The 21,065-nt window shown below is 66.3% G+C and carries 21 protein-coding genes and 2 tRNA genes; 3 read left to right on the forward strand and 20 right to left on the reverse strand.

The genetic code is table 11. The annotated features are described in order from the left end of the window. Positions 1-85 precede the first annotated feature (85 nt). Positions 86-2,878, forward strand: a complete 2,793-nt coding sequence (locus tag B2X67_RS11335; RefSeq protein WP_286785552.1) for a hybrid sensor histidine kinase/response regulator — start codon at positions 86-88, stop codon at positions 2,876-2,878. 24 nt (positions 2,879-2,902) lie between these two features. Beyond that, complete coding sequence (locus tag B2X67_RS11340; protein WP_273228898.1) at positions 2,903-3,130, forward strand: YheU family protein; 228 nt, start codon at positions 2,903-2,905, stop codon at positions 3,128-3,130. Between the two features lie 22 nt (positions 3,131-3,152). Here B2X67_RS11340 and B2X67_RS11345 read toward each other — a convergent pair whose 3' ends face one another. From B2X67_RS11345 to B2X67_RS11355, 3 genes are all read right to left on the reverse strand, one after another. After that, a complete protein-coding gene (locus tag B2X67_RS11345; RefSeq protein ID WP_273228900.1) occupies positions 3,153-3,578 on the reverse strand; it encodes a hypothetical protein in 426 nt (141 codons plus the stop codon). 138 nt (positions 3,579-3,716) lie between these two features. After that, positions 3,717-4,526, reverse strand: a complete 810-nt coding sequence (locus B2X67_RS11350) for an SDR family oxidoreductase (protein WP_286785553.1) — start codon at positions 4,524-4,526, stop codon at positions 3,717-3,719. 111 nt (positions 4,527-4,637) lie between these two features. Then, positions 4,638-4,997, reverse strand: a complete 360-nt coding sequence (locus B2X67_RS11355) for a DUF2784 domain-containing protein (RefSeq protein ID WP_273228905.1) — start codon at positions 4,995-4,997, stop codon at positions 4,638-4,640. 162 nt (positions 4,998-5,159) lie between these two features. Between B2X67_RS11355 and B2X67_RS11360 the strand changes: the two genes are divergently transcribed. Next, the gene (locus B2X67_RS11360) at positions 5,160-5,318 is read left to right on the forward strand and encodes a DUF3309 family protein (RefSeq protein WP_090230285.1); all 159 of its coding nucleotides are present in this window, start codon (positions 5,160-5,162) and stop codon (positions 5,316-5,318) included. A 117-nt stretch (positions 5,319-5,435) separates the two neighbouring features. Here B2X67_RS11360 and B2X67_RS11365 read toward each other — a convergent pair whose 3' ends face one another. The 17 genes from B2X67_RS11365 to accD all read right to left on the reverse strand — a co-directional run bounded on the left by B2X67_RS11365 (position 5,436) and on the right by accD (position 20,839). Then, positions 5,436-7,091, reverse strand: a complete 1,656-nt coding sequence (locus B2X67_RS11365; protein ID WP_273228907.1) for a cation acetate symporter — start codon at positions 7,089-7,091, stop codon at positions 5,436-5,438. Further along, the gene (locus B2X67_RS11370; RefSeq protein ID WP_090230291.1) at positions 7,088-7,399 is read right to left on the reverse strand and encodes a DUF485 domain-containing protein; all 312 of its coding nucleotides are present in this window, start codon (positions 7,397-7,399) and stop codon (positions 7,088-7,090) included. Before B2X67_RS11370 ends, B2X67_RS11365 begins: the two co-directional genes overlap by 4 nt. Positions 7,400-7,506: 107 nt before the next feature. Then, complete coding sequence (locus tag B2X67_RS11375; protein ID WP_286785554.1) at positions 7,507-8,946, reverse strand: efflux transporter outer membrane subunit; 1,440 nt, start codon at positions 8,944-8,946, stop codon at positions 7,507-7,509. Beyond that, positions 8,943-9,833, reverse strand: coding sequence for an HlyD family secretion protein (locus B2X67_RS11380; protein WP_273228911.1), 891 nt, complete (start codon positions 9,831-9,833; stop codon positions 8,943-8,945). The genes B2X67_RS11375 and B2X67_RS11380 overlap by 4 nt, the downstream gene beginning before the upstream one ends. Further along, complete coding sequence (locus B2X67_RS11385) at positions 9,830-10,039, reverse strand: DUF1656 domain-containing protein (RefSeq protein WP_286785555.1); 210 nt, start codon at positions 10,037-10,039, stop codon at positions 9,830-9,832. The genes B2X67_RS11380 and B2X67_RS11385 overlap by 4 nt, the downstream gene beginning before the upstream one ends. Next, complete coding sequence (locus tag B2X67_RS11390) at positions 10,036-12,123, reverse strand: FUSC family protein (RefSeq protein ID WP_286785556.1); 2,088 nt, start codon at positions 12,121-12,123, stop codon at positions 10,036-10,038. The genes B2X67_RS11385 and B2X67_RS11390 overlap by 4 nt, the downstream gene beginning before the upstream one ends. Beyond that, positions 12,120-12,569: a MarR family winged helix-turn-helix transcriptional regulator gene (locus B2X67_RS11395; protein WP_286785557.1), complete on the reverse strand. Its 450-nt coding sequence runs from the start codon at positions 12,567-12,569 to the stop codon at positions 12,120-12,122. The genes B2X67_RS11390 and B2X67_RS11395 overlap by 4 nt, the downstream gene beginning before the upstream one ends. A gap of 201 nt (positions 12,570-12,770) precedes the next feature. Further along, the gene (locus B2X67_RS11400; protein WP_286785558.1) at positions 12,771-13,154 is read right to left on the reverse strand and encodes an ACT domain-containing protein; all 384 of its coding nucleotides are present in this window, start codon (positions 13,152-13,154) and stop codon (positions 12,771-12,773) included. A gap of 284 nt (positions 13,155-13,438) precedes the next feature. After that, positions 13,439-13,515 (reverse strand) — tRNA-Asp (locus B2X67_RS11405). Positions 13,516-13,546: 31 nt separating this feature from the next. Beyond that, positions 13,547-13,622: transfer RNA gene (locus B2X67_RS11410), tRNA-Val, on the reverse strand. 78 nt (positions 13,623-13,700) lie between these two features. Then, positions 13,701-14,501 (reverse strand): SDR family oxidoreductase, encoded by an 801-nt coding sequence (locus tag B2X67_RS11415; protein WP_273228920.1) that lies wholly within the window; start codon positions 14,499-14,501, stop codon positions 13,701-13,703. After that, positions 14,498-15,718, reverse strand: coding sequence for an O-succinylhomoserine sulfhydrylase (locus B2X67_RS11420; protein ID WP_273228922.1), 1,221 nt, complete (start codon positions 15,716-15,718; stop codon positions 14,498-14,500). Before B2X67_RS11420 ends, B2X67_RS11415 begins: the two co-directional genes overlap by 4 nt. Before the next feature lie 81 nt (positions 15,719-15,799). Continuing rightward, a complete protein-coding gene (gene purF, locus B2X67_RS11425) occupies positions 15,800-17,308 on the reverse strand; it encodes an amidophosphoribosyltransferase (RefSeq protein ID WP_090230314.1) in 1,509 nt (502 codons plus the stop codon). An 81-nt stretch (positions 17,309-17,389) separates the two neighbouring features. Continuing rightward, positions 17,390-17,929 carry a CvpA family protein gene (locus B2X67_RS11430; RefSeq protein ID WP_090230412.1) on the reverse strand — a complete coding sequence of 180 codons (540 nt, stop codon included), beginning with the start codon at positions 17,927-17,929 and terminating at the stop codon, positions 17,390-17,392. 112 nt (positions 17,930-18,041) lie between these two features. Beyond that, positions 18,042-18,656, reverse strand: coding sequence for an SPOR domain-containing protein (locus B2X67_RS11435; RefSeq protein ID WP_273234537.1), 615 nt, complete (start codon positions 18,654-18,656; stop codon positions 18,042-18,044). A gap of 9 nt (positions 18,657-18,665) precedes the next feature. Continuing rightward, positions 18,666-19,940: a bifunctional tetrahydrofolate synthase/dihydrofolate synthase gene (gene folC / locus B2X67_RS11440; protein ID WP_286785559.1), complete on the reverse strand. Its 1,275-nt coding sequence runs from the start codon at positions 19,938-19,940 to the stop codon at positions 18,666-18,668. Continuing rightward, entirely contained in the window at positions 19,937-20,839 is a 903-nt protein-coding gene (gene accD / locus B2X67_RS11445; RefSeq protein WP_273234533.1) for an acetyl-CoA carboxylase, carboxyltransferase subunit beta, read from the reverse strand. The genes folC and accD overlap by 4 nt, the downstream gene beginning before the upstream one ends. Positions 20,840-21,065: the final 226 nt, after the last annotated feature.

Here is a 21,065-nt window from a genome sequence, read left to right on the forward strand (position 1 = left end):
TCGGCACGCCGCGTCCGGCGCCCCTTGAACCCCCTGCAGCATCCGGGCACAGTGCCGCCACGGAGCTTTAATCTTTGAGGTCACGATGCCTCGCATCTGCTTGTTGCTGTTGGTGTTTCTGTTTGCCGGAGGGGTTTGCGCGATGCCGGTGGCGCCTCTGGATCAGGACGAACTGCGCCTGTCCCTGGGCCCCTACGTGGGCATTCTGGAAGACCCCGAAGGCCTGCTCGATATCGAACAGGTGCGGCGGATCGAAGACCGCCTGTTCCGGCCCGCCCCCGGCGTTTATCCCAACATGGGCAAGAGCCGTTCGACCTGGTGGCTGAAGGTGGACCTGCGCAACAGCCGGCCGCACGCGCTGGACGGCTTCATCGAGGTCAACTACCCGCTCCTCGACGACATCCAGCTGTACCTGATCGCGCCGGACGGGACGCTGACCCGGCAGGCCGGCGGCGACACGCATCCGTTCGGCGAGCGCCCGGTGCCGGTGCGCAACTTCTGGTTTCCCACCCGTGTGCCGTCCGGCGACAGCGTGCTGCTGGTGCGCGTGCAAACCACCAGCACGGCGTTCGTGCCGCTGTTCTTCGCCACACACGCCGCCAGCGCGTCGGCGCAGGAAGTCGCCATGGGCTTCAACGGCGCCTTCTACGGCGTGCTATTCGCGATGTTCTGCTACAACCTGTTCCTCTACCTGTCGCTGCGCGAGCCGGCGTACTTCTGGTACCTGATGTACAACGTCAACATCGGCCTGTTCGCCGCCAGCTTCGACGGCCTGATGTTCCAGATGCTGCCGGACTGGCTCGAGCTGGAGGCGCTGGGCATCTACGCCCTGATGTACAGCCACTGCCTGTTCGCCCTGCAGTTCAGCCGGCACTTCCTGCACACCCGGCAGCACTTCCCGCGCATGGACCGCGCGCTGCAGCTGCTCATGCTGGGTACCGTGGTGTGCCTCTGCTCTGAGCCGCTGATCGGGATGATGGCCTGGACCATCCTCGCCAGCCTGACGGTGCTGACGGTGTCCTTCTTCTCGCTGCTGGCCGGCATCTACGTGTGGAATGCCGGGCTGCGCTATGGCTCCTACTACATGCTGGCCTGGGGCGTCCTGCTGCTGACGTTCATCCAGGCCACCACGGGCTCGCTGGGCCTGGAGGTGTTCGGCATCTACGGCGCCACCGCCGTGAAGATCGGCGTCACCGTCGAGCTCATCACGCTGTCCATCGGCCTCGCCGACCGCATCAACCTGCTCAAGGAGGAAGGCTTCCTCTCCCGCCAGACGGCCGAGCAGGCGGTGATCGAGAACAAGGCCAAGAGCCGTTTCCTCGCCACCATGAGCCACGAGATCCGCACCCCGCTGAACGGCGTGCTGGGCATGCTGCAACTGCTCAAGGAAACCAGCCTGGACCGCAGCCAGCGCTTCTACGTGGAAACCATCGCCAGTTCCGGCACGGCGCTGATGGCGGTGATCAACGACATCCTCGATTACGCGCGCATCGAATCCGGCAAGCTGGCCCTGGAGAACATTTCCTTCGACCTCGAGGAACTGGTCTCCGACACCCTGAGCCTGTTCACCGCCCAGGCCATGGAAAAGCGCCTGCGCCTGCACGTGAGCCTGGAGGGCGGCGTGCCGCAGCGGATCAAGGGCGACCCGACGCGCCTCAAGCAGGTGCTGATGAACCTGCTGGGGAACGCGATCAAGTTCACCGCCGAAGGCCACGTCGCGCTCGGCGTGACCCGGCGCACCGATGCGCGCGGCCAGGAGCAGCTGGTATTCAGCGTCAGCGACAGTGGCATCGGCATGCGCCGCGAAGTGCTCAACACTCTGTTCCAGTCCTTCGCCCAGGGCGACTCCAGCACCACCCGCCGCTACGGCGGCAGCGGCCTGGGCCTGGCGATCAGCAAGGAGCTGGTGGAGATGATGGGCGGTCGCATCGAGGCGCAGAGCAAGCTCGGCCAGGGCACCCGCTTCACCTTCGACATCCCGTTGCAGGCCGAGCCCGATACCGACGAGCTGCGGGACCTGCTCGAAGGCCAGCACGCGCTGCTCGCCTCGCTGGACGCCACGGCGCTGGAAACCGTCGGCCATCTGCTGCAGCGCTGGGGCATCCATACCGAACACTGCCGGAGCCCGGAACACCTGCTGGAACGCCTCGAAAGCGCGCCGAGCCCGCAGTTGCTGGTATTGATGGCGCCCTGGCCGGGCAGTGCCGAATACTGGCTGGACAGCCTGCGCAGCTTCCTGGCACCCGGCCAGCGGGTCCTGCTGCTGTGCCCGCCGGAGCAATGCCAGCGGGTGCCGGCCAGCCAGGTGCTGAAGCTCTTCGCGCTGGCCCAGCCGATCTCGGTGAAGCCGCTGCGCGAGGCGCTGCTTAAGGTCTATGACCGTACCGAGGAACTTCCGCCCGAAGCGGCTCCGGCGCCACGACAGGCGCTCGGCGATGCGCCCTGCGTGCTGGTGGCCGAGGACAACGCGGTCAACCAGCTGGTCGTGCAAGGTTTCCTGCGCAAGCGCGGCTACCGGATCAGGCTGGTGTCCAACGGCGTTGCCGCCGTGGAGGAATACCGTCACTTCCCACGCGGCGTGCAGGCGATCCTGATGGACTGCGAGATGCCGGAAATGGACGGCTTCGAGGCGACCCGGCGGATTCGCCAGCTCGAACGCGAGCAGGACCTGCCGCCGGTGCCGATCATCGCGCTGACCGCGCACATTCTCGAGGAACACCGCCAGCAGGGCGCGGCCGTGGGCATGGACGACTTCCTCGGCAAGCCACTGGACAGCCTGCTGCTCTACGCCACGCTGGAGCGCTACCTGCCACGGCCTACGCCGGCCGCTGCGCCGGTCGTCGATGGCACGGATGACCACTCCAGGCCGGCGCGGTAGCATGCCGGCGCCAGGAGACCACCGATGCTCATCCCCCACGACCAACTGCAAAGCGACACCCTCACCCGCCTGCTGGAAGACTTCGTCACCCGCGAGGGCACCGACAACGGCGACGAGACGCCGCTGGAAACCCGTATCGAACGTGCGCGCAGGGCGCTGGAGAAAGGCCGCGCGGTGATCGTCTTCGAGCCGGAAAGCCAGCAGTGCCAGTTGCTGCTCAAGGAACAGGTGCCGCGCGAATGGCTCGATTGAGCCGTAGCGGCGGGCGCCGCGCCTAGCCCAGCGTACCGCCCTCGCGCTCCCAGGCGCAGCGCATGCGCAGGTCGCTGTCGTGCGGGCTGTGCAGGCCGCTTTCGGATTCCCAGCGGAAGGTGTGGGTGCCGTTGAGTTCGGTTTCCAGGTGAACCACCGCGCTGACCCAGTACAGGCGCCGCAGCAGCGCCTCGAACTGCTCGATCCAGATCGACCACTCGTACTCCACTGCCGGATAGCTGGCACCGAAGTGGATTACCTGTGTTCGATAGAGCCCATCGCCGGGCTGTTCGCAGCAGTTGAACAGGTCGCGGCCGAGAAAGCTCCAGCCCTCGGCCGGCAATGAGGCGAGCACCGCACGGTTGTTCGCGCGGCGCTCGGCGCACTCCTGCGAACTGACCGTCGGCCAGTCGCGGATACAGCCATAGACGATGGATTCGGACTCCACGCCGTTACTCCGAAAAAACCAGGCTGCCTTCTAACACAGCGACGGCGCTCGGAGAAGCGCTCGCCGGGAGTCCGGCGGCAACGCCGTGACCGGCCGAAAGCGGCTCGCCGGGCATCCGACGAAGCCGCCCGGCCGCTTTCAGCCGCGCTGGGCCTTGGCGCGCATCTTCTCCGCCATGCCGGCCATTTCCGTGTAAAGGGCCTGCGGGTTTTTCTGCTTGAGCGCCCAGGCCATGCGGCCCATCTCGTGCGGCAGGATCATGAATTCGCCCTTGGCGATCTCCTGGTAGATGTAATCGGCGATCTCGGCGGCACTGATCGGCGAACCCTCCAGCAGCTTGCCGACCTGCGCCTTCATCGCCGGCGTCGGGCCGCGGAAGGAATCCAGCAGGTTGGTCTGGAAGAACGACGGGCAGACCACGTGCACACCGATGCCCTGCTGTTTCAGCTCGATCAGCAGGCTCTCTGACAACGCCACCACACCGGCCTTGGCGACGTTGTAGTTGCTCATGGCCGGCCCCTGCATCAGCGCCGCCATCGAGGCGATGTTGACGATCCGGCCCTGGCTGCGCTCGAGCAGCGGCAGGAACGCCTTGCAGCCCTTGACCACGCCCATCAGGTTGATCGAGATCTGCCATTCCCAGTCCTCCAGCGACAGCTCGCTGAAGAACCCGCCGGACGCCACGCCGGCGTTGTTGACGATGATGTCGATGCCGTCCAGACGCTCTTCGCAGGCCTGGGCGAACGCCGTGAGCTGGCTGTAGTCGCGCACGTCGCAGCGCTGGGTGAAGCCATCGCCACCGGCCTCGCGTACCAGCTTCAGGGTTTCCGCCAGGCCCGCTTCGTTGACGTCGGAAAGCGCCAGCTGGCTGCCCTCGCGCGCCCAGCGCAAAGCCATTTCGCGGCCCAGACCGGAACCGGCGCCGGTGATCATGATGCGTGTCTGCATGGGGTTTCTGCCTTCTTGTTGTTCGTCGTGAATGGCCGCAGTGTAGCGAAGGCAAACCGCCCTCCGGCCAACCATCAGGCTGCTGAATGGGTGCTCAGACGCAGCGACGATTCAGCGTTGGCGCCGCAGCCAATGTGCGTAGACCGCCAGGTTGAGCAGCACCACCAGGGCACCCATCCACAGCTGCGCCTGGACGGTCAGGCCCTCCGGATAAATCAGCCGAAGCAGGTAGTGCTCGATGAAATCGCCCGGGTAGCCGACCTCTCCGGCGGCGCGGCGCAGGCGGTTTTCCCAGGGTGTCAGCGGGCAATACAGGTGCAGCAGCTCGACCGCCGCGCCCCAACCCGCCGCCGGCAGATGCAGCCACGGCATCCAGCGCCAGCGCAGCGCGAGCAGGCCGCCGAGCAGCACGAAGAGAATGAACGCCAGATGCAGTACCAGCAGCGCATCGGCGGCGAAGCGGTAGGCCATCGGCGACTCCACGAAGGCTCTGCAAAGGGGATGGGATGCGGATCATCGCGCTTCGGGTGAATTTTTCCCGCGCCGCGACAGTCGGATCAGATAAGCGTCGTCAAAAGCTCGACGCTGCCGGGTGCACGCCTCGAGCACCGTTCTTACATAAGGAGTTCCACCATGGGCATCAGCACTATTTTGATCATCGTCCTGATCCTGCTGTTGATCGGCGGTCTGCCAGTCTTCCCTCACTCGCGCAGCTGGGGTTATGGCCCCTCGGGGATCGTCGGCACCGTGCTGATCATCCTGCTGATCCTGGTACTGCTGGGCAAGGTATAGCCGGCCCCGTAACGAAAGGAGCCCGCCTCGCGCGGGCTTTTTCGTGCCTGCGATTCGCCGCCGGCAGGCATGAAAAAGGGCAGCCGAAGCTGCCCCAGGTGCCATAGGAAATGGCGGTCAGTGTGCAGCCGCGCTGCTCGAACCCAGGCCGGTTTGCGAGCGAACGAACTGCGGGAAGAACAGCTCACGTTCGCCAACCGCGGCTTTCGACTTGTCGGTGACCGAGAAGAACCAGATCCCGGCGAAGGCGATGAGGATGGAGAACAGCGCCGGATACTCGTACGGGTAGATGGCTTTCTCGTGGCCGAGGATCTGCACCCAGATCGTCGGGCCGAGCACCATCAGTACCACCGCGGTGATCAGGCCGAGCCAGCCGCCGATCATCGCGCCACGGGTGGTGAGGTTCTTCCAGTACATCGAGAGCAACAGCACGGGGAAGTTGCAGCTCGCGGCGATGGAGAACGCCAGGCCGACCATGAAGGCGATGTTCTGTTTCTCGAACAGGATGCCCAGGCCGATCGCCAGGATGCCGAGGGCAACCGTGGTGATCTTCGATACGCGCATCTCGTCCTTGTCGTTGACGCGGCCCTTGCGGAACACGCTGGCGTACAGGTCGTGGGACACCGCCGAGGCGCCGGCGAGGGTCAGACCCGATACCACGGCGAGGATGGTGGCGAAGGCCACCGCCGAGATGAAGCCGAGGAACACGCTGCCACCCACCGCATTGGCCAGGTGAACCGCCGCCATGTTGTTACCGCCCAGCAGCGCGCCGGTGGCGTCCTTGAAGTCCGGGTTGGTGCTGACCAGCAGGATCGCGCCGAAGCCGATGATGAAGGTCAGGATGTAGAAGTAGCCGATGAAACCGGTGGCGTAGAACACCGACTTGCGGGCTTCCTTGGCGTCGCTGACGGTGAAGAAGCGCATGAGGATGTGCGGCAGGCCGGCGGTACCGAACATCAGCGCCAGGCCCAGGGAGAAGGCCGAGATCGGGTCCTTCACCAGGCCGCCGGGGCTCATGATGGCCTCGCCTTTCGGGTGCACCTTGATCGCTTCGCTGAACAGCGTGCTGATGTCGAAGTTGACGTGCTTGAGCACCATGATTGCCATGAAGGAGGCGCCGGAGAGCAGCAGCACGGCCTTGATGATCTGTACCCAGGTGGTCGCTAGCATGCCGCCGAAGAGCACGTAGAGAACCATCAGGATACCCACCAGGACCACGGCGACGTGGTAGTCGAGGCCGAACAGCAGCTCGATCAGCTTGCCGGCACCGACCATCTGGGCGATCAGGTAGAACGCCACCACCACCAGCGAACCACAGGCGGACAGCGTGCGGATCTGGGTCTGGCCGAGGCGGTAGGAGGCTACGTCGGCGAAGGTGTACTTGCCCAGGTTACGCAGGCGTTCGGCGATCAGGAACAGGATGATTGGCCAGCCGACGAGGAAGCCGATCGAATAGATCAGGCCGTCGTAGCCGGAGGTGAACACCAGCGCGGAAATACCTAGGAAGGATGCCGCCGACATGTAGTCGCCGGCGATCGCCAGGCCGTTCTGGAAACCGGTGATGGAGCCGCCGGCGGTGTAGAAGGCAGAGGTGGAGGTGTTGCGTTTGGAGGCCCAGTAGGTGATGCCCAGGGTAAGCGCGACGAAGGCGACGAACATGGCGATCGCCGAAACGTTGAGCGGCTGGCGCTGTACATCGCCGGTGAGCGCGTCGGCCCAGAGCAGCGGAGAGAAGCCGGCCAGGGCGAAGGCGGAAAGCAGGCGCGCGATCATTGTTTCACCTCATCCAGGATGGCTTGGTTGAGGCGATCGAACTCGCCGTTGGCGCGCTGCACGTAGATGCCGGTGAGCACGAAGGCCGAGACGATCAGGCCGACACCCATGGGAATGCCCCAGGTGACGCTGGAGTCGGGGCTGATGCGGGCGCCCAGCAACTGCGGCTGGAAGGCGATCAGCAAGATGAACACCACGTAGAGGCCGAGCATGATGGCGGAGAGAATCCAGGCGAACTTCTCGCGCTTGGCCACCAGTTCTTTGAATTGCGGGCTCTGTTCGATCCGCTTGTAAGCAAGGTCGTGCATTTTATTTTTATCCTCCACCGACGATTTGCGGTGAAGTTACTGTAAGCCGCCGGTTAGGCCGCGACAGCCGACCTTAGTAGTAATCGCGACCATAGTCGTAGAACCGGTCACGGACGTGCGGCGCTTGCCTGCGGCGCCTGCCAGCCGCCGCCGAGGGCGAGAAACAGGTCGATGCGGCTCATCGCGACCTGCGATTCCGCCGCCGCCAGTTGCCCGCGCACGTCGGTGTAGGTCCGCGTCGCCTGCAGGTCGGCGAGGAAGGATTCGCGGCCGGCCTGAAAGAAGCGGTGCGTCTGCTCCGCCGCCTGCTGTGCCGAACGCGCGGCGTCGGCCAGTGCGTCGCGCCGCTCCAGCATCGCACGGTACTGCGCCAGCCCGGTCTGCGCCTCGCGGATGGCGTTGAGCACCACGCCGTCGAAATGCGCCAGCGCGGCCTGGCTCGCCGCCTCCGCCTCGCGGATGCGTTCGCGCGCGCCGTTGGACGGCACCGTCCAGCTCAACAGCGGGCCGAAGCCCCAGCGGTTGGTCGACGGCTTGCCGAGGTTGTCGATGATGCCCACCGTGCCGACGGTGGCCCCGATGCTGATGTCCGGATACAACTCGCCGGTGGCGATGCCGATGCCCGCGGTGGACGCCGCCAGGCGCCGTTCGGCCTGACGGATGTCCGGGCGCCGCTTGAGCAGCGCGGCGCCGTCGCCGACCGGCATTACCTGGCTGATCCGCGGCAGGTGTGCGCATTGCACGACACCCGCGGGCAATTGCTCCAGCGGCCGCGCCAGCAGCATCGACAGGCGAAACAGCCCGGCCTGGCGCTGCGCCTCGAAACGCGGCAGCTCGGCGCGCAGGGACTTGAACTGGGTTTCGCTGCGCGTCACCTGGGTCTCGTCGCCTCGACCGGCATCGCGAAGACGCTGCACCAGCGTCACGCCCTGCTGCTGCAGGTCGAGCGACTGCTCGGCGATGGCGCGCTCCTCGTTGGCCGCGCAGACCTGGGTGTAGGCGCGCACCACGTCGGCGACCAGGGTGATCCGCGCCGTATCGGCGGCGGCCTGAGTGGCGTCGGCGTTGGCCCTGGCGGCCTCGATGCCGCGCTGCAGCACGCCGAACAGGTCGAACTGGTAGGACGCGCTGAGCGCGACGTTGCCGATGTTCGCCACCGGCACCTTGTCGGGAAGCAGGAAGGCCTCGCCGGATTCCTGGATGCGCTCGGCGGCGAGGTCCACGCCACCACCGAAGCCACCGGCGGCGGCCGCCTCGTCGACCTGGGCGCGGGAGCGCGCGAGGTTGGCCGCAGCGACCCGCAGGTCGGCGTTGGAGGCCAGCGCTGCGGTCACCAACTGGTCCAGGCTCGGGTCCTGATACAGCTTCCACCAGTCCGCCGGCACCGGCGCCGACACCACCTCGGCGCCCGCGCCGGCCAGCCCGCCCTGCAGGTCCGGGCGATTCAGCGCGGCCTTCTCGGGCAGGTGGTAATCCGGCCCGACGACCTGGCAGGCGGCGAGCAGCAGGGCGACGCCGGCGGCGCCTGCCCGGAACAGCGCGCTCATTGCCGGCCGCCCTCCCCTGCGCTGTCCTCGACGATCGACACCGTCGCGGTGCGTCCGGCGATCATGCGGAAATCCTCGGGTACCTCGTCGAAGTCGATACGCACCGGAATCCGCTGCGCCAGGCGTACCCAGCTGAACGCCGGGTTGACGTTGGGCAGCAGGTTGCTGCCGCTGCTGCGGTCGCGGTCCTCGATGCCGGCGGCGATGCTCTGCACGTGGCCGCGCAGGCGAGCGCCGTCGCCGACCACGCGGATGTCCACCGACTGGCCGACATGGATGCCGGCCAGCTTGGTTTCTTCGAAATAGCCGTCGATGTGGAAGGATTCGCCATCCACCACCGAGAGCACCGGCCGCCCCGCGCTGACGAACTCCTGGGCGCGCGGCGCGCGGTCGTTGAGGTAGCCGTTCACCGGGCTGCGGATCACCGAGCGGTCCAGGTTCAGCTGCGCGCTGTCCACCGCCACCTGCGCCTCGGCCAGCGCGGACAACGCCCGCGCCTCGCGCGACTGGCTCTCTTCCAGTTGCTCGCGGGCAACCAGGTTGCCCAGCTGCTGGTTGCGCCGGGTTTCGCGGCGCGCCTGCTCGTAGGTTTCCTTGCGCTCGGCGACGGTCGCCTGCGCCTGGCGCAGCGCCAGGCCGAAGCGTTCCGGGTCGATGCGGAACAGCACCTGGCCACGCGTCACGACTTGGTTGTCGCGCACGTCCACCTGGTGGATCAGCCCGGAAACGTCGGGGGCGATCTGGATCACGTCGGCGCGGATGTGGCCGTCGCGGGTCCAGGGCGCGAACATGTAGTACATCACCATGCGCCAGACGATCACCGCGGCGAAGGAGACAACGAGCAGGGTCAGGACCACGCGGCCCAAGGTCAACCAGGGTTTCTTCATGTCATCAGGTATCGACTGAGCCCGTCCACCGCGCCCAGCAGCAGCGCGTAGAGACCGACGTTGAACAAGGCCCGGTGCCAGACCAGGCGATAGAAATGGAGGCGCGTCAGTACGGCGTGCACCCCGAGGTAAAGCACATAGATGATGCCCATCAGCACCAGCAGCGTGGGCAGGAACACCCCGCTGATATCCAGATCGCCGATCACAGGGGAGCTCCATCGATGCCATAGGGCGGTGATTCTTCGGCCTCGCCGGTGCCAGGTACCTCGACGCCGGGCAGCAGCGCCAGGCGCAAGCCGCTGAGCGCGTGCAGCACGTGCGGGCGCGCCTCGTTGAAGGCGTACAGCGACGAGGTCGACAGCGCGCGGCGGGCGCGGTCCATGGTCATCTGCAGACCCTTGGGCGCGGGCAGGCGTTCGCCGGCGTCCAGGCAGGCCTGGAAATGCGCGCCCACCTCCTCGACGATCTGCCGCAGGAGCGCCTGCGGGTAGGACGGCAGGCGCGGCAGGTACGCCAGCAGGTCGAGCAGGTTGAGCGCGATACGCAGGTCGCGCAGGGCGACACCGGTGTCCTGCCCGGTCTGCGCCAGACGCGGCAACTGCTGCATCAGGCGATCGAGCATGCGCACCGCCATCACCCGGTGCTCGTTGAGGTTGGCCGGCTCGCCCAGGCGGGCGATGTCGCGCCAGCCGGAATGGGTCATCCGCCGCGCCGCCAGTTCGACGCCAAACGGACGCATTACCAGGGTCCAGACGAAGGCGAACAGCAAACCCACCGGCCCGGCCAGGTTGGAGTTGATGAAGCTCATGAAGTCAGCGTCGTAGGCGCCCTGGATGCTGATGAACGACGCGGTGTTGACGATGGTCAGCAGGGTTCCGAGGTAGAAGCGCGGCTGCACGGTGAGCGTACCGACGCAGATGAACGGCACGGCGAACGCCAGCACCAGCATCGGGAAGTCGTGCAGGTTGGGCAGCACGAGGAACAGGTAGAGGCTGGCGAACAGCACCGACATCGCGGTCCAGAAGAAGAACCGGTAGATCTGCGGCGCCGGATCGTCCATCGCGGCGAAGAAGCTGCAGGCCACCGCGGCGAGGATCACCGCGCTGCCGCCGTCGCTCCAGCCGAGCAAAATCCACAGGAACGACGCCACGCTGATCGCGGCGATGGTCGAGCACACCGAGTAGAGCATCATGCCGCGGTCGAGGTAGGGCGTGAGGCGACCCAGCCGCCAGTGCCGGTACACCGCACGCCACGGCGTCTGGCTCTCGGTCTGGATGGCGTGCTGCAGGCTGCGGCAGTCCTGCCACAGGTCGATCCACTCGCCGAGGCGATAGAGTGCGTTGGAAAACAGCAGCTGGCGACGCTCGTCGAGCTGCTCCGGGCTCGGCTGCAGGCGCTCGAGACTGTCGCGCAGGGCCTGCCAGCGCTCGACCGGCGCGCCCTCCCGGGTGTCCCTGAGCCAGTCCCGCGTCTCGTCGAGCAACGGCGCCAGCCGCGCCACCAGCTCCGGCGAACGGCGCTCCAGCGCCCACCAGGCGTCGTCCAGCGCATCGACCACCGGCAGCAGGTGGATCATCCGCCCGCGCAGCTCCTTGGCGTTGCGCACCGTCTGCGGCCGGGCCCCTTCATGGGGCAACTGGCCGATCATCGGCTCGAGGGTGTTAAAGGTGGTGACCATCGAAGCCCGCAGCGCACCGACCTCCTCCGGCTGCACGTCGCGCGCCAGGAAGCGGTCGCTGTAGGTGCTGGCATCGGTGAACCAGCGCCCCGCCGCGTCCACCAGCACGGGCGCCAGACGTCGCGGCCAGAACATGCTGCCGACCACCGCCGCGCAGACGATGCCGAGGAAGATCTCCTCGGTACGCGAAACGGCCACCTCGAAGACGGCTTCCGGGTTGTCCACCACCGGGAAGGCGATCAGCGGCAGGGTGTAGCCGGCGAGCATCAGCGCATAGCTGTTGGCGGTGCGCAGGTGCAGCGAGAGGAACAGCAGGACGCCGGTCCAGAGCGCGATGACGATGGCCAGCAGATAGGGCGTCTGCACCAGCAGCGGCACGAAGAACACCGCCGCGCTGGCGCCCAGAGCGGTGCCGGCGGCGCGGTACAGCGCCTTGGAACTGGTCGGCCCGACGAAGGGGCTGGAGACGATGTACACGGTGGCCATGGCCCAGTACGGCCGGGGCATTTCCATCAGCAGCGCGATGTACAGCGCGATCATCGACGCCGCGAAGGTGCGCACGCCATAGAACCAGTCGCGCGCCGGCGGCACGCTGCTGAAGAACCCGGTCATGGCGCGCCCGAGCCCGGCACGCCCGCCGCCTCGAAGGCACGCAACACACGCAGTGTCGCCTCGAGATCGGCGGGAGCGACGTCCTGCAGCACCTCCTGACGCAGGCGGGTGAGTTCGGCTTCGATCGCCGACGCCAGCGCGCGCCCACTCTCGGTGAGGCTGAGGGACTTGGCGCGACGGTCGGCGGCATCACCGCTGCGACAGACGAATCCGGCGCTGCACAGCTGATCGAGCAGCCGCACCAGCGACGCCCCTTCCAGCCCGGCGGCATGGGCCACGGTGACCTGCCGCACGCCGTCGCCAAGCCGCGCGATCATCAGCAACGGCACCGCGCAGGCTTCGGAAATACCGTGGTTGACCAGCGCCAACTGGCAGATGCGCCGCCAGTGGCGGGTAGCCACCACCATGCCGCTGCTGATGCTGAGTCGAAGGGCGTCGAGATCCATAGGAATGAAATAGAATGCATAAACATAGTTTGCTAACTATCAATATGCGTGAAACCTGTCGGGCTCGTCAATTGTTCGCGACGAGCGACCTTGTCTACCTACGTCAGCGCCGCCTGGAGGAAGGTTCAACGAAGAACCGCGGATCGGTCGACTTAGCCGCCCGGCCCTTTGCCGCATCGACGATGACCGCTCAAGCGCCGTTCACTCGAAACCATGCCCCGCGTCGACCAGCAGGCGCCGGCCCCGGTCGAGGTCGGCGGCCTTGAGCATCAGGAAGTCGCCGTCGTACGTCGAAACGACGAATATTCCCAGCCCCGCCTCCGACAAGGGACGCACCACCGACAGCACGATTCCGCTCTCGTCGAAGGCGAACGGCCCCACCAGTTGCAGGCAGGCCCAGCCGCCGTCCGAGGTCACGCCGCCCGGCACGCGATGCTGCGGACAGACGATGGACAACTCGCCCGCGCTCCGGCTGATGGAGACGAAGCCCGGACCATCGGCCCACGCCGGAATAGCCTCGAAGCCGTCCAGTCGGGACACCGCATAGCGTTCGGGCAGCACGCGAAGGCGAACGGAGGCAGTCATTCGTGAATCCTGGAGGTAGGGATCGGCAAGCGTGGCGACGTGTGGCGGGCACAGCAAGAGAGGTGAACGACCAGCCGCCGACTCCACGCATCAGCCCGATGCAGACGCCGACTGGTCGCCCGCGCGCATCATAAGCCACCGACGCGCTATTGACGTCAATTTCACATCTTTAACTGAAGCCGCAAAAACGCTTTCCCGTTCGCAAAGCGCAGCGGCGGTTTTTCCAGGCACAAAAAAAGCTGCTAAAGGCAGCTTCTCTTGTTTCTCCGGTGAGGGAGAAGATATGGCGCAGCGGACGGGACTCGAACCCGCGACCCCCGGCGTGACAGGCCGGTATTCTAACCGACTGAACTACCGCTGCGTGTCGGTTGGACTTTCGTCCAGTTCTCACATGGTGGCTGATGACGGGATCGAACCGCCGACCCCCTGCGTGTGATGCAGGTGCTCTCCCAGCTGAGCTAATCAGCCTTCGCCTTGCGAGGTGGCGCAATTTACGCAGCGGCCGACGCTAAGTCAACACCCCGCTTGAACTTTTTCCGAAAACGCTCAGTCGGCGTAGATCATCTTCCGGGTCATGCCACCGTCCACGACGAACTCCTGGCCGGTGACGAAAGTGGCGTTCGGCGAGACCAGCCAGCTGACCAGCGAAGCGATGTCCTCCACCGTCCCCACCCTTCCTGCCGGATGCTGGTCGTGGTCGCTTTCGGACAGCGGATCGGCGCGCCGATCGCGTGGGTCGCGGGCGTCGATCCAGCCGGGGCTGACCGCGTTCACGCGGATATCCGGCCCCAGGCTGACCGCCAGCGCGCGGGTCAATGCCAGCAGCCCACCCTTGCTCGCCGAATAGGCTTCGCTGTGGGCTTCGGATTGATGCGCGCGGGTGGAGGTCATGTTGACGATCGAACCGCCGTGGGCGCGCAGGTAGGGCGCGCAATGCTTGGCCAGCAGCATCGGCCCGGTGAGATTGACCGCCAGGACGCGGTTCCACTCGCCCATGGGAAGGCTTTCCAGCGGCGAGTTATAGGGATCGGCGTGTCCGGCGTTGTTGATCAGCGCATCGAGGCGGCCGAACTGACCAAGCACTTCGGCCACCGCGGTGGCGACCTGCTTCTCGTCGCTGACGTCCATCCGGATGAACCAGGCGCTCTCACCCAGCGCCCTGGCGACGCGCGAACCCCGTTCGCGCTCGACGTCGGCGAGCACCACCTGCCAACCTTCGGCGATCAGCCATGCGGCGATCCCCAGGCCGATACCGCGTGCGCCACCGGTGACCAGTGCGACCTTGCCGTTCGCTCCTGCGGCGGAACGGGGCGCCCACTCCAGGGCGTCCCGCTCGCCCGCCGTCATACCGTACGCAGGGCAGCGAGGCCCAGGGCCAGGTCCGCCTTGATGTCGTCGATGTCCTCGAGGCCCACGGCGACCCGGATCAGGTTGTCGTGAATCCCGGCGCGTTCGCGATCCTGTTGCGACAGGCGACCGTGCGAGGTGGTCGCCGGATGGGCGATGGTGGTCTTGGTATCGCCCAGGTTGGTGGTGATCGAGATCATCCGTGTGGCATCGATGACCGCCCAGGCGCCCGCCTTGCCGCCGGCGACCTCGAAGCTCACCACCGCGCCGAACGCCTTCTGCTGCCGCTTGGCCAGCTCATGCTGCGGATGGCTGGCCAGGCCGGAGTAGTAGACACGCTCGACGCCCGGCTGGCCTTCCAGCCACTGCGCCAGCTCCAGCGCCGACTCGCTGTGCGCGCGCATGCGCACGCGCAGGGTTTCCAGGCCCTTGAGGAACACCCAGGCATTGAACGGACTCAGCGTGGGACCGGCGGTACGCAGGAACCCCACCACCTCGGCCATCTGCGCCGCGCGACCGGCGACCACGCCGCCGAGGCAGCGACCCTGGCCGTCGATGTACTTGGTCGCGGAGTGGATGACGATGTCCGCACCGAGCTTCAGCGGCTGCTGCAGCGCGGGCGTGCAAAAGCAGTTGTCCACCGCCAGTAGCGCGCCATGGGCGTGGGTGATTTCGGCCAGCGCGGCGATATCGACCAGCTCGGCGAGCGGGTTCGAGGGGGATTCGACGAAGGCCAGCCTGGTGTTCGGCTTGAACGCCGCGCGCCAGGCATCGAGATCGGCCAGCGGCGGGTAGTCGACCTGCACGCCGAAACGCTTCAGGTACTTCTCGAACAGGCTGATGGTCGAGCCGAAGACGCTGCGCGAGACCAGCACATGATCGCCGGAACTACACAGGCTCATGACCATGGCCAGGATCGCGGACATCCCCGAGGCTGTGGCGACCGCCTGTTCGGCCCCCTCGAGGGCGGCGATGCGCTCCTCGAACATGCGCACGGTGGGGTTGGTGTAGCGCGAATAGACGTTGCCCGGCACTTCTCCACCAAAGCGCGCGGCGGCATCGGCAGCGGTGCGGAACACGTAGCTGGAGGTGAAGAACAACGGCTCGCCGTGCTCACCTTCGGGTGTGCGCTGCTGGCCGGCACGCACCGCCAGAGTGTCGAAACCTGCGCCGTCCAGGTCGCTGTCGAGCCGACCGGCATCCCATTCCTGGGTCATATCGCTACCTCACGAAAAGTAGGACTGCAGGGTGCGCCGTGCGCGCCCTCGAAACGGACAGGGTGTCTCCCCTGCCCGTCATCAGTTGTTGTACAGGTCGATGATCGCGCTGACCGCCTGAGATTTGACCTTGCTCGCGTCGTTGCGCGCCTGCTCGATGCGGTTCAGGTAGGCCTCGTCGATGTCACCGGTGACGTACTTGCCATCGAACACCGCGCAGTCGAAGTTGGCGATCTTGATCTTCTTGCTGCCACTGACCGCTTCGATCAGGTCGGGCAGATCCTGGTAGATCAGCCAGTCGGCGCCGATCAGCTCGCAGACTTCTTCGGTGGTACGGCCGTGAGCGATCAGCTCATGGGCGCTGGGCATGTCGATGCCGTAGACGTTGGGATAACGCACCGCCGGCGCCGCCGAGCAGAAGTAGACGCTCTTCGCGCCGGCTTCGCGGGCCATCTGGATGATCTGCTTGCAGGTGGTGCCACGCACGATGGAGTCGTCCACCAGCATCACGTTCTTGCCGCGGAACTCCAGCTCGATGGCGTTGAGCTTCTGCCGTACGGATTTCTTGCGCGCCGCCTGGCCGGGCATGATGAAGGTCCGCCCGATGTAGCGATTCTTGACGAAGCCCTCGCGGAACTTCACGCCCAGGCGGTTGGCCAGCTCCAGCGCGGCGGTGCGGCTGGTATCGGGAATCGGGATGACCACGTCGATGTCGTGCTGCGGACGCTCGCGGAGGATCTTGTCGGCCAGCTTCTCGCCCATGCGCAGGCGCGCCTTGTAGACCGAGATGCCGTCCATGATCGAGTCCGGACGGGCCAGATAGACGTGCTCGAAGATGCACGGAGCGTATTTCGGATTCGTCGCGCACTGGCGGGTGAACAGCTTGCCGTCCTCGGTGATGTACACCGCCTCGCCCGGCGCCAGATCGCGGATCAGGGTGAAGCCGAGCACGTCCAGCGAGACGCTCTCGGAGGCGATCATGTACTCCACGCCCTCGTCGGTATGACGCTGGCCGAACACGATCGGACGAATGCCGTTGGGGTCGCGGAAACCGACGATCCCGTAGCCGGTGATCATCGCCACCACGGCGTAACCGCCCAGGCAACGCTCGTGCACGTGGGTGACGGCGGCGAACACGTCTTCCTCGGTCGGCTGCAGCTTGCCGCGCTGGGCCAGTTCGTGGGCGAACACGTTGAGCAGCACTTCCGAGTCGGAATTGGTGTTCACGTGGCGCAGGTCGGATTCGTAGATTTCCTTGGCCAACTGCTCGACGTTGGTCAGGTTGCCGTTGTGCGCCAGGGTGATGCCGTACGGCGAGTTGACGTAGAACGGCTGCGCCTCGGCCGAGCTGGAGCTGCCGGCGGTCGGGTAGCGCACGTGGCCGATGCCCATGTGGCCGACCAGACGCTGCATGTGGCGTTGCTGGAAGACGTCACGCACCAGGCCGTTGTCCTTGCGCAGGAACAGGCGACCGTCGTGGCTGGTGACGATCCCGGCAGCATCCTGGCCGCGGTGCTGGAGGACGGTCAGGCCGTCATACAGCGCCTGATTGACGTTCGACTTACCGACGATACCGACGATGCCACACATGTGACGCAACCTCACTGGTTCAGGCTAAAGACAGGTTTGCGAAGGCCGGCATGTTCGCACGACGACCGCGCATGACCTCTTTTACTTGGGCATCAGCCCACTGGCGTTCAATCCCTGGGAAACGGCGCTGTCGATCATCCAATGACCGGCAAGATTCAGAATCAGGTTCTTCGACCAATCGGCGACCATCAGGAAATGCGGCAACAGCACCGACTGTTGCCACCAGACGTCCTCCTGGACCGGCGCCAGGCTCAGCAGCCCCACCAGGACCACCACCAGCAGCGCCCCGCGCGCCGCGCCGAAGACCATGCCGAGAAAACGGTCGGTACCGGAAAGGCCGGTGACCCGGATCAGCTCGCCGATCAGGAAATTGATCAACGCACCGACCAGCAGTGTCACCACGAAAAGAATGATGCAGGCGGCGATCACGCGCGCCGACGGGGTTTCGATGAAACGGTCCAGGTACACCGACAGTGCACCGCCGAACATCCAGGCGACCACGCCGGCAACGATCCAGGTGAGCAGCGACAGGGCTTCCTTGACGAAGCCGCGCTTCAAACTGATCAGACTGGAGACGGCGATGACGGCGACTATCGCCCAATCGACCCAGGTGAATGCCACGATGCTGCCTGCCAACACGGTGCTGCCTGCGAACGGGAAAGGCGCGGCATTTTAGCAGAGCCGACCCGCTCCGGTAAGCGAAGCTTTCTATCGCCTCGCCTGGCTGCGCCTATCAGGGTTTGAAGCGCACCACGAAACCGTTGAGCTTCTGCTGCTTGTTGAGCTGATCGCGCAGACGATCGGCCTCCGCCCGCTCGATTACCGGACCGACGAATACCCGGTTCATGTTCTCGGCGTTGCGGATGTAGGCGTTGTAGCCCTGGTTGCGCAGGGTCGCCTGCAGCGTTTCGGCGCTGGCGCGATTGGACAGGCTGGCCAGTTGGACCGACCAGCTGATGGGGAGATTATTGGCATCCAGACGACTGTCCGCCGGTTTGCTCGCCGGTGCCGGCGGGGGAACGGTTGCCGAGGGGGCGGCAGCCGGAGCAGTCGGTGCGGTCGGCGCCGGAACGCTGGCGGCGGGCGTTGCAGGCAAAGCGGCAATCGGCGTCTGAGGCGGATCGGTCGGCACCGGCTCGTCCGGCAGAGGCTGGGGCTCGGGCACAGCGACCGGCTCGACCTCGATGGTCGGCGCCGCCGGCGTCGCCGGCATGCTCGGCGCGTCCACCACGACGCGACGCAGTTCGTCGTCGCGGGAGAGCAGCATCGGCACGAAGATCACCGCCAGCGCGACCAGCACCAGCGCGCCGACCATACGTTGCTTGAGCCCTTTGTCCAGCACAGCCATTCCCCGCTCCTAGTGCCGGGCCAACCATTCCAGGGCCTCGGCCACACAATAAAAAGAACCGAATACCACGATTTCATCGCCCGTCGACGCCCGTTCGCACTGAGCCTCGATGGCGCGGCCGATGTCGCCTGCGTCGCTCGCCTCGGCCCCGGCCTCTTGCAACGCTGCCAGCAACTCGGCGGCCGGCCGGGAGCGCGGCGTAGGTAGCGCGGCGACCGACCAGCTGGCGATCTGTGGCAACAGCGGCTGCAGCACGCCCGCAAGGTCCTTGTCGGCCAGCAGACCGAACACCGCCAGACGCTGCCCGCCGATCGGCGTCGATGCCAGACGGCGTGCCAGGTACTCGGCGGCATGGGGATTATGCCCAACATCGAGCAACAGTGTCAGGGACTTGCCTCGCCAGTGAATCGCGCGCCGGTCCAACCGCCCGGTGACGCGGGTTCGCGCCAGCGCCTCGAAGAGCACCGGCGGTTGCCAGTCGAGTCCCAAGAGCGCGAAGGCCTGCAGGGCGAGCGCGGCGTTTTCCATCGGCAGATCGAGCAGCGGGAGGTCGTGCAGCTCCAGCACCTGGCCGGCGCCATCGCGGCCCTGCCAGTGCCAGCCCTGCTCGCCGATCGCCAGATCGTAATCGCGCCCCCGCAGGTACAGGGGCGCGTGCAGCTCGGCGGCCTTGTCCAGCAACGGCGCCGGGGGATCGAGGTCGCCGCACAGCGCGGGCCTGCCGGCGCGCAGGATGCCGGCCTTCTCGAAGGCGACCGATTCGCGGCTGTCGCCCAGCCAGTCGGCGTGATCGAGGCCGATGCTGGTGACCAGCGCCAGATCGGCATCGATCAGGTTCACCGCATCCAGTCGCCCGCCAAGGCCGACTTCGAGCACCACGGCGTCGAGCCCGGCCCGCTCGAACAGCCAGAAGGCCGCCAGCGTGCCCATCTCGAAATAGGTCAGGGAAATATCGCCACGCGCGGCCTCGACCGCGGCGAAGGCCTCGCACAGCTGCGCATCGCTGGCCTCGATACCATTCAGCCGGACGCGCTCGTTGTAACGCAGAAGGTGCGGCGAGCTGTAAACGCCGACGCGCAGCCCCTGCGCCCGCATCAGCTCGGCCAGGAAAGCGCAGGTAGAGCCCTTGCCATTGGTGCCGGTGACGGTGATCACCCGCGGCGCGGGTCTGCCCAGCCCGAGGCGCCGGGCCGCTTCCCGCGAGCGTTCCAGGCCCATTTCGATGGCCGTGGGGTGCAGTTGCTCGAGGTAAGCGAGCCAGTCGCCCAGGCTGCGCTCGATCATGCCTCGGCGGCAGCCTGGACCGGCGCCACGGAGTGCACGGGGCTGGGAAGCCCCATGAACTGGGCGAGCAGGCGCGCCAGACGGGGGCGCAGTTCCGCACGGTGGATGATCATGTCGATGGCGCCGTGATCGAGAAGGAACTCGCTACGCTGGAAGCCTTCCGGCAGCTTCTCGCGCACCGTCTGCTCGATCACGCGCGGGCCAGCGAAGCCGATCAGCGCCTTGGGTTCGGCCACGATCACGTCGCCGAGCATGGCCAGACTGGCCGACACCCCGCCATACACAGGGTCGGTCAGCACGGAAATGAACGGCAGGCCTTCTTCGCGCAGACGCGCCAGTACCGCCGAGGTCTTGGCCATCTGCATCAGCGAGATCAGTGCTTCCTGCATGCGCGCGCCGCCGGACGCGGAGAAGCACAGCATCGGGCAGCGCTGCTCGAGGGCGACGTTGGCCGCGCGCACGAATCGCTCACCCACCACGGCGCCCATCGAGCCGCCCATGAAGGAGAACTCGAAAGCCACCGCAACCACCGGAATGTCCTGCAACGTGCCGCGCATGGCGATCAGCGCGTCCTTCTCGCCAGTGTCCTTCTGCGCCGCGGTCAGACGGTCCTTGTACTTCTTGCTGTCACGAAACTTGAGGCGATCCACCGGCTCCAGCTCGGCGCCGATCTCTTCGCGGCCCTCCGGATCGAGGAAGATGTTCAGCCGCGCACGCGCATCGATGCGCATGTGGTGGTTGCACTTGGGGCAGACGTCGAGGGTTTTTTCCAGCTCAGGCTTGTACAGCACCGCCTCGCAGGACGGGCACTTGTGCCAGAGCCCTTCGGGCACGGAACTCTTCTTCACCTCGGACCGCATGATCGAAGGGATCAGTTTGTCTACCAGCCAGTTGCTCATGCTGTCGTTCTCCAAAGCTTCGGGCCCGAGCGCCACGAGGGCGCTTGCCGGGCGGATTCAAAGTCGCGACCGCGAGCGGCGCATTCGGCGTGCCAGGCACCCACGGGGCAGGGCTGATCCGCGCCGCCGCTCGAACGAGCAGGCACACGGATCGAAAAACAGTTCGTCGACAGGCGCCGTAGAGCGCCCGCGGCGCTTCGCGCCTGCGTCGACGACGCGTCAGTGC

Origin of the sequence: Pseudomonas sp. UBA3153, assembly GCF_002364635.1 — a bacterium.
GTDB classification, from domain to species: domain Bacteria; phylum Pseudomonadota; class Gammaproteobacteria; order Pseudomonadales; family Pseudomonadaceae; genus Pseudomonas_O; species Pseudomonas_O kuykendallii.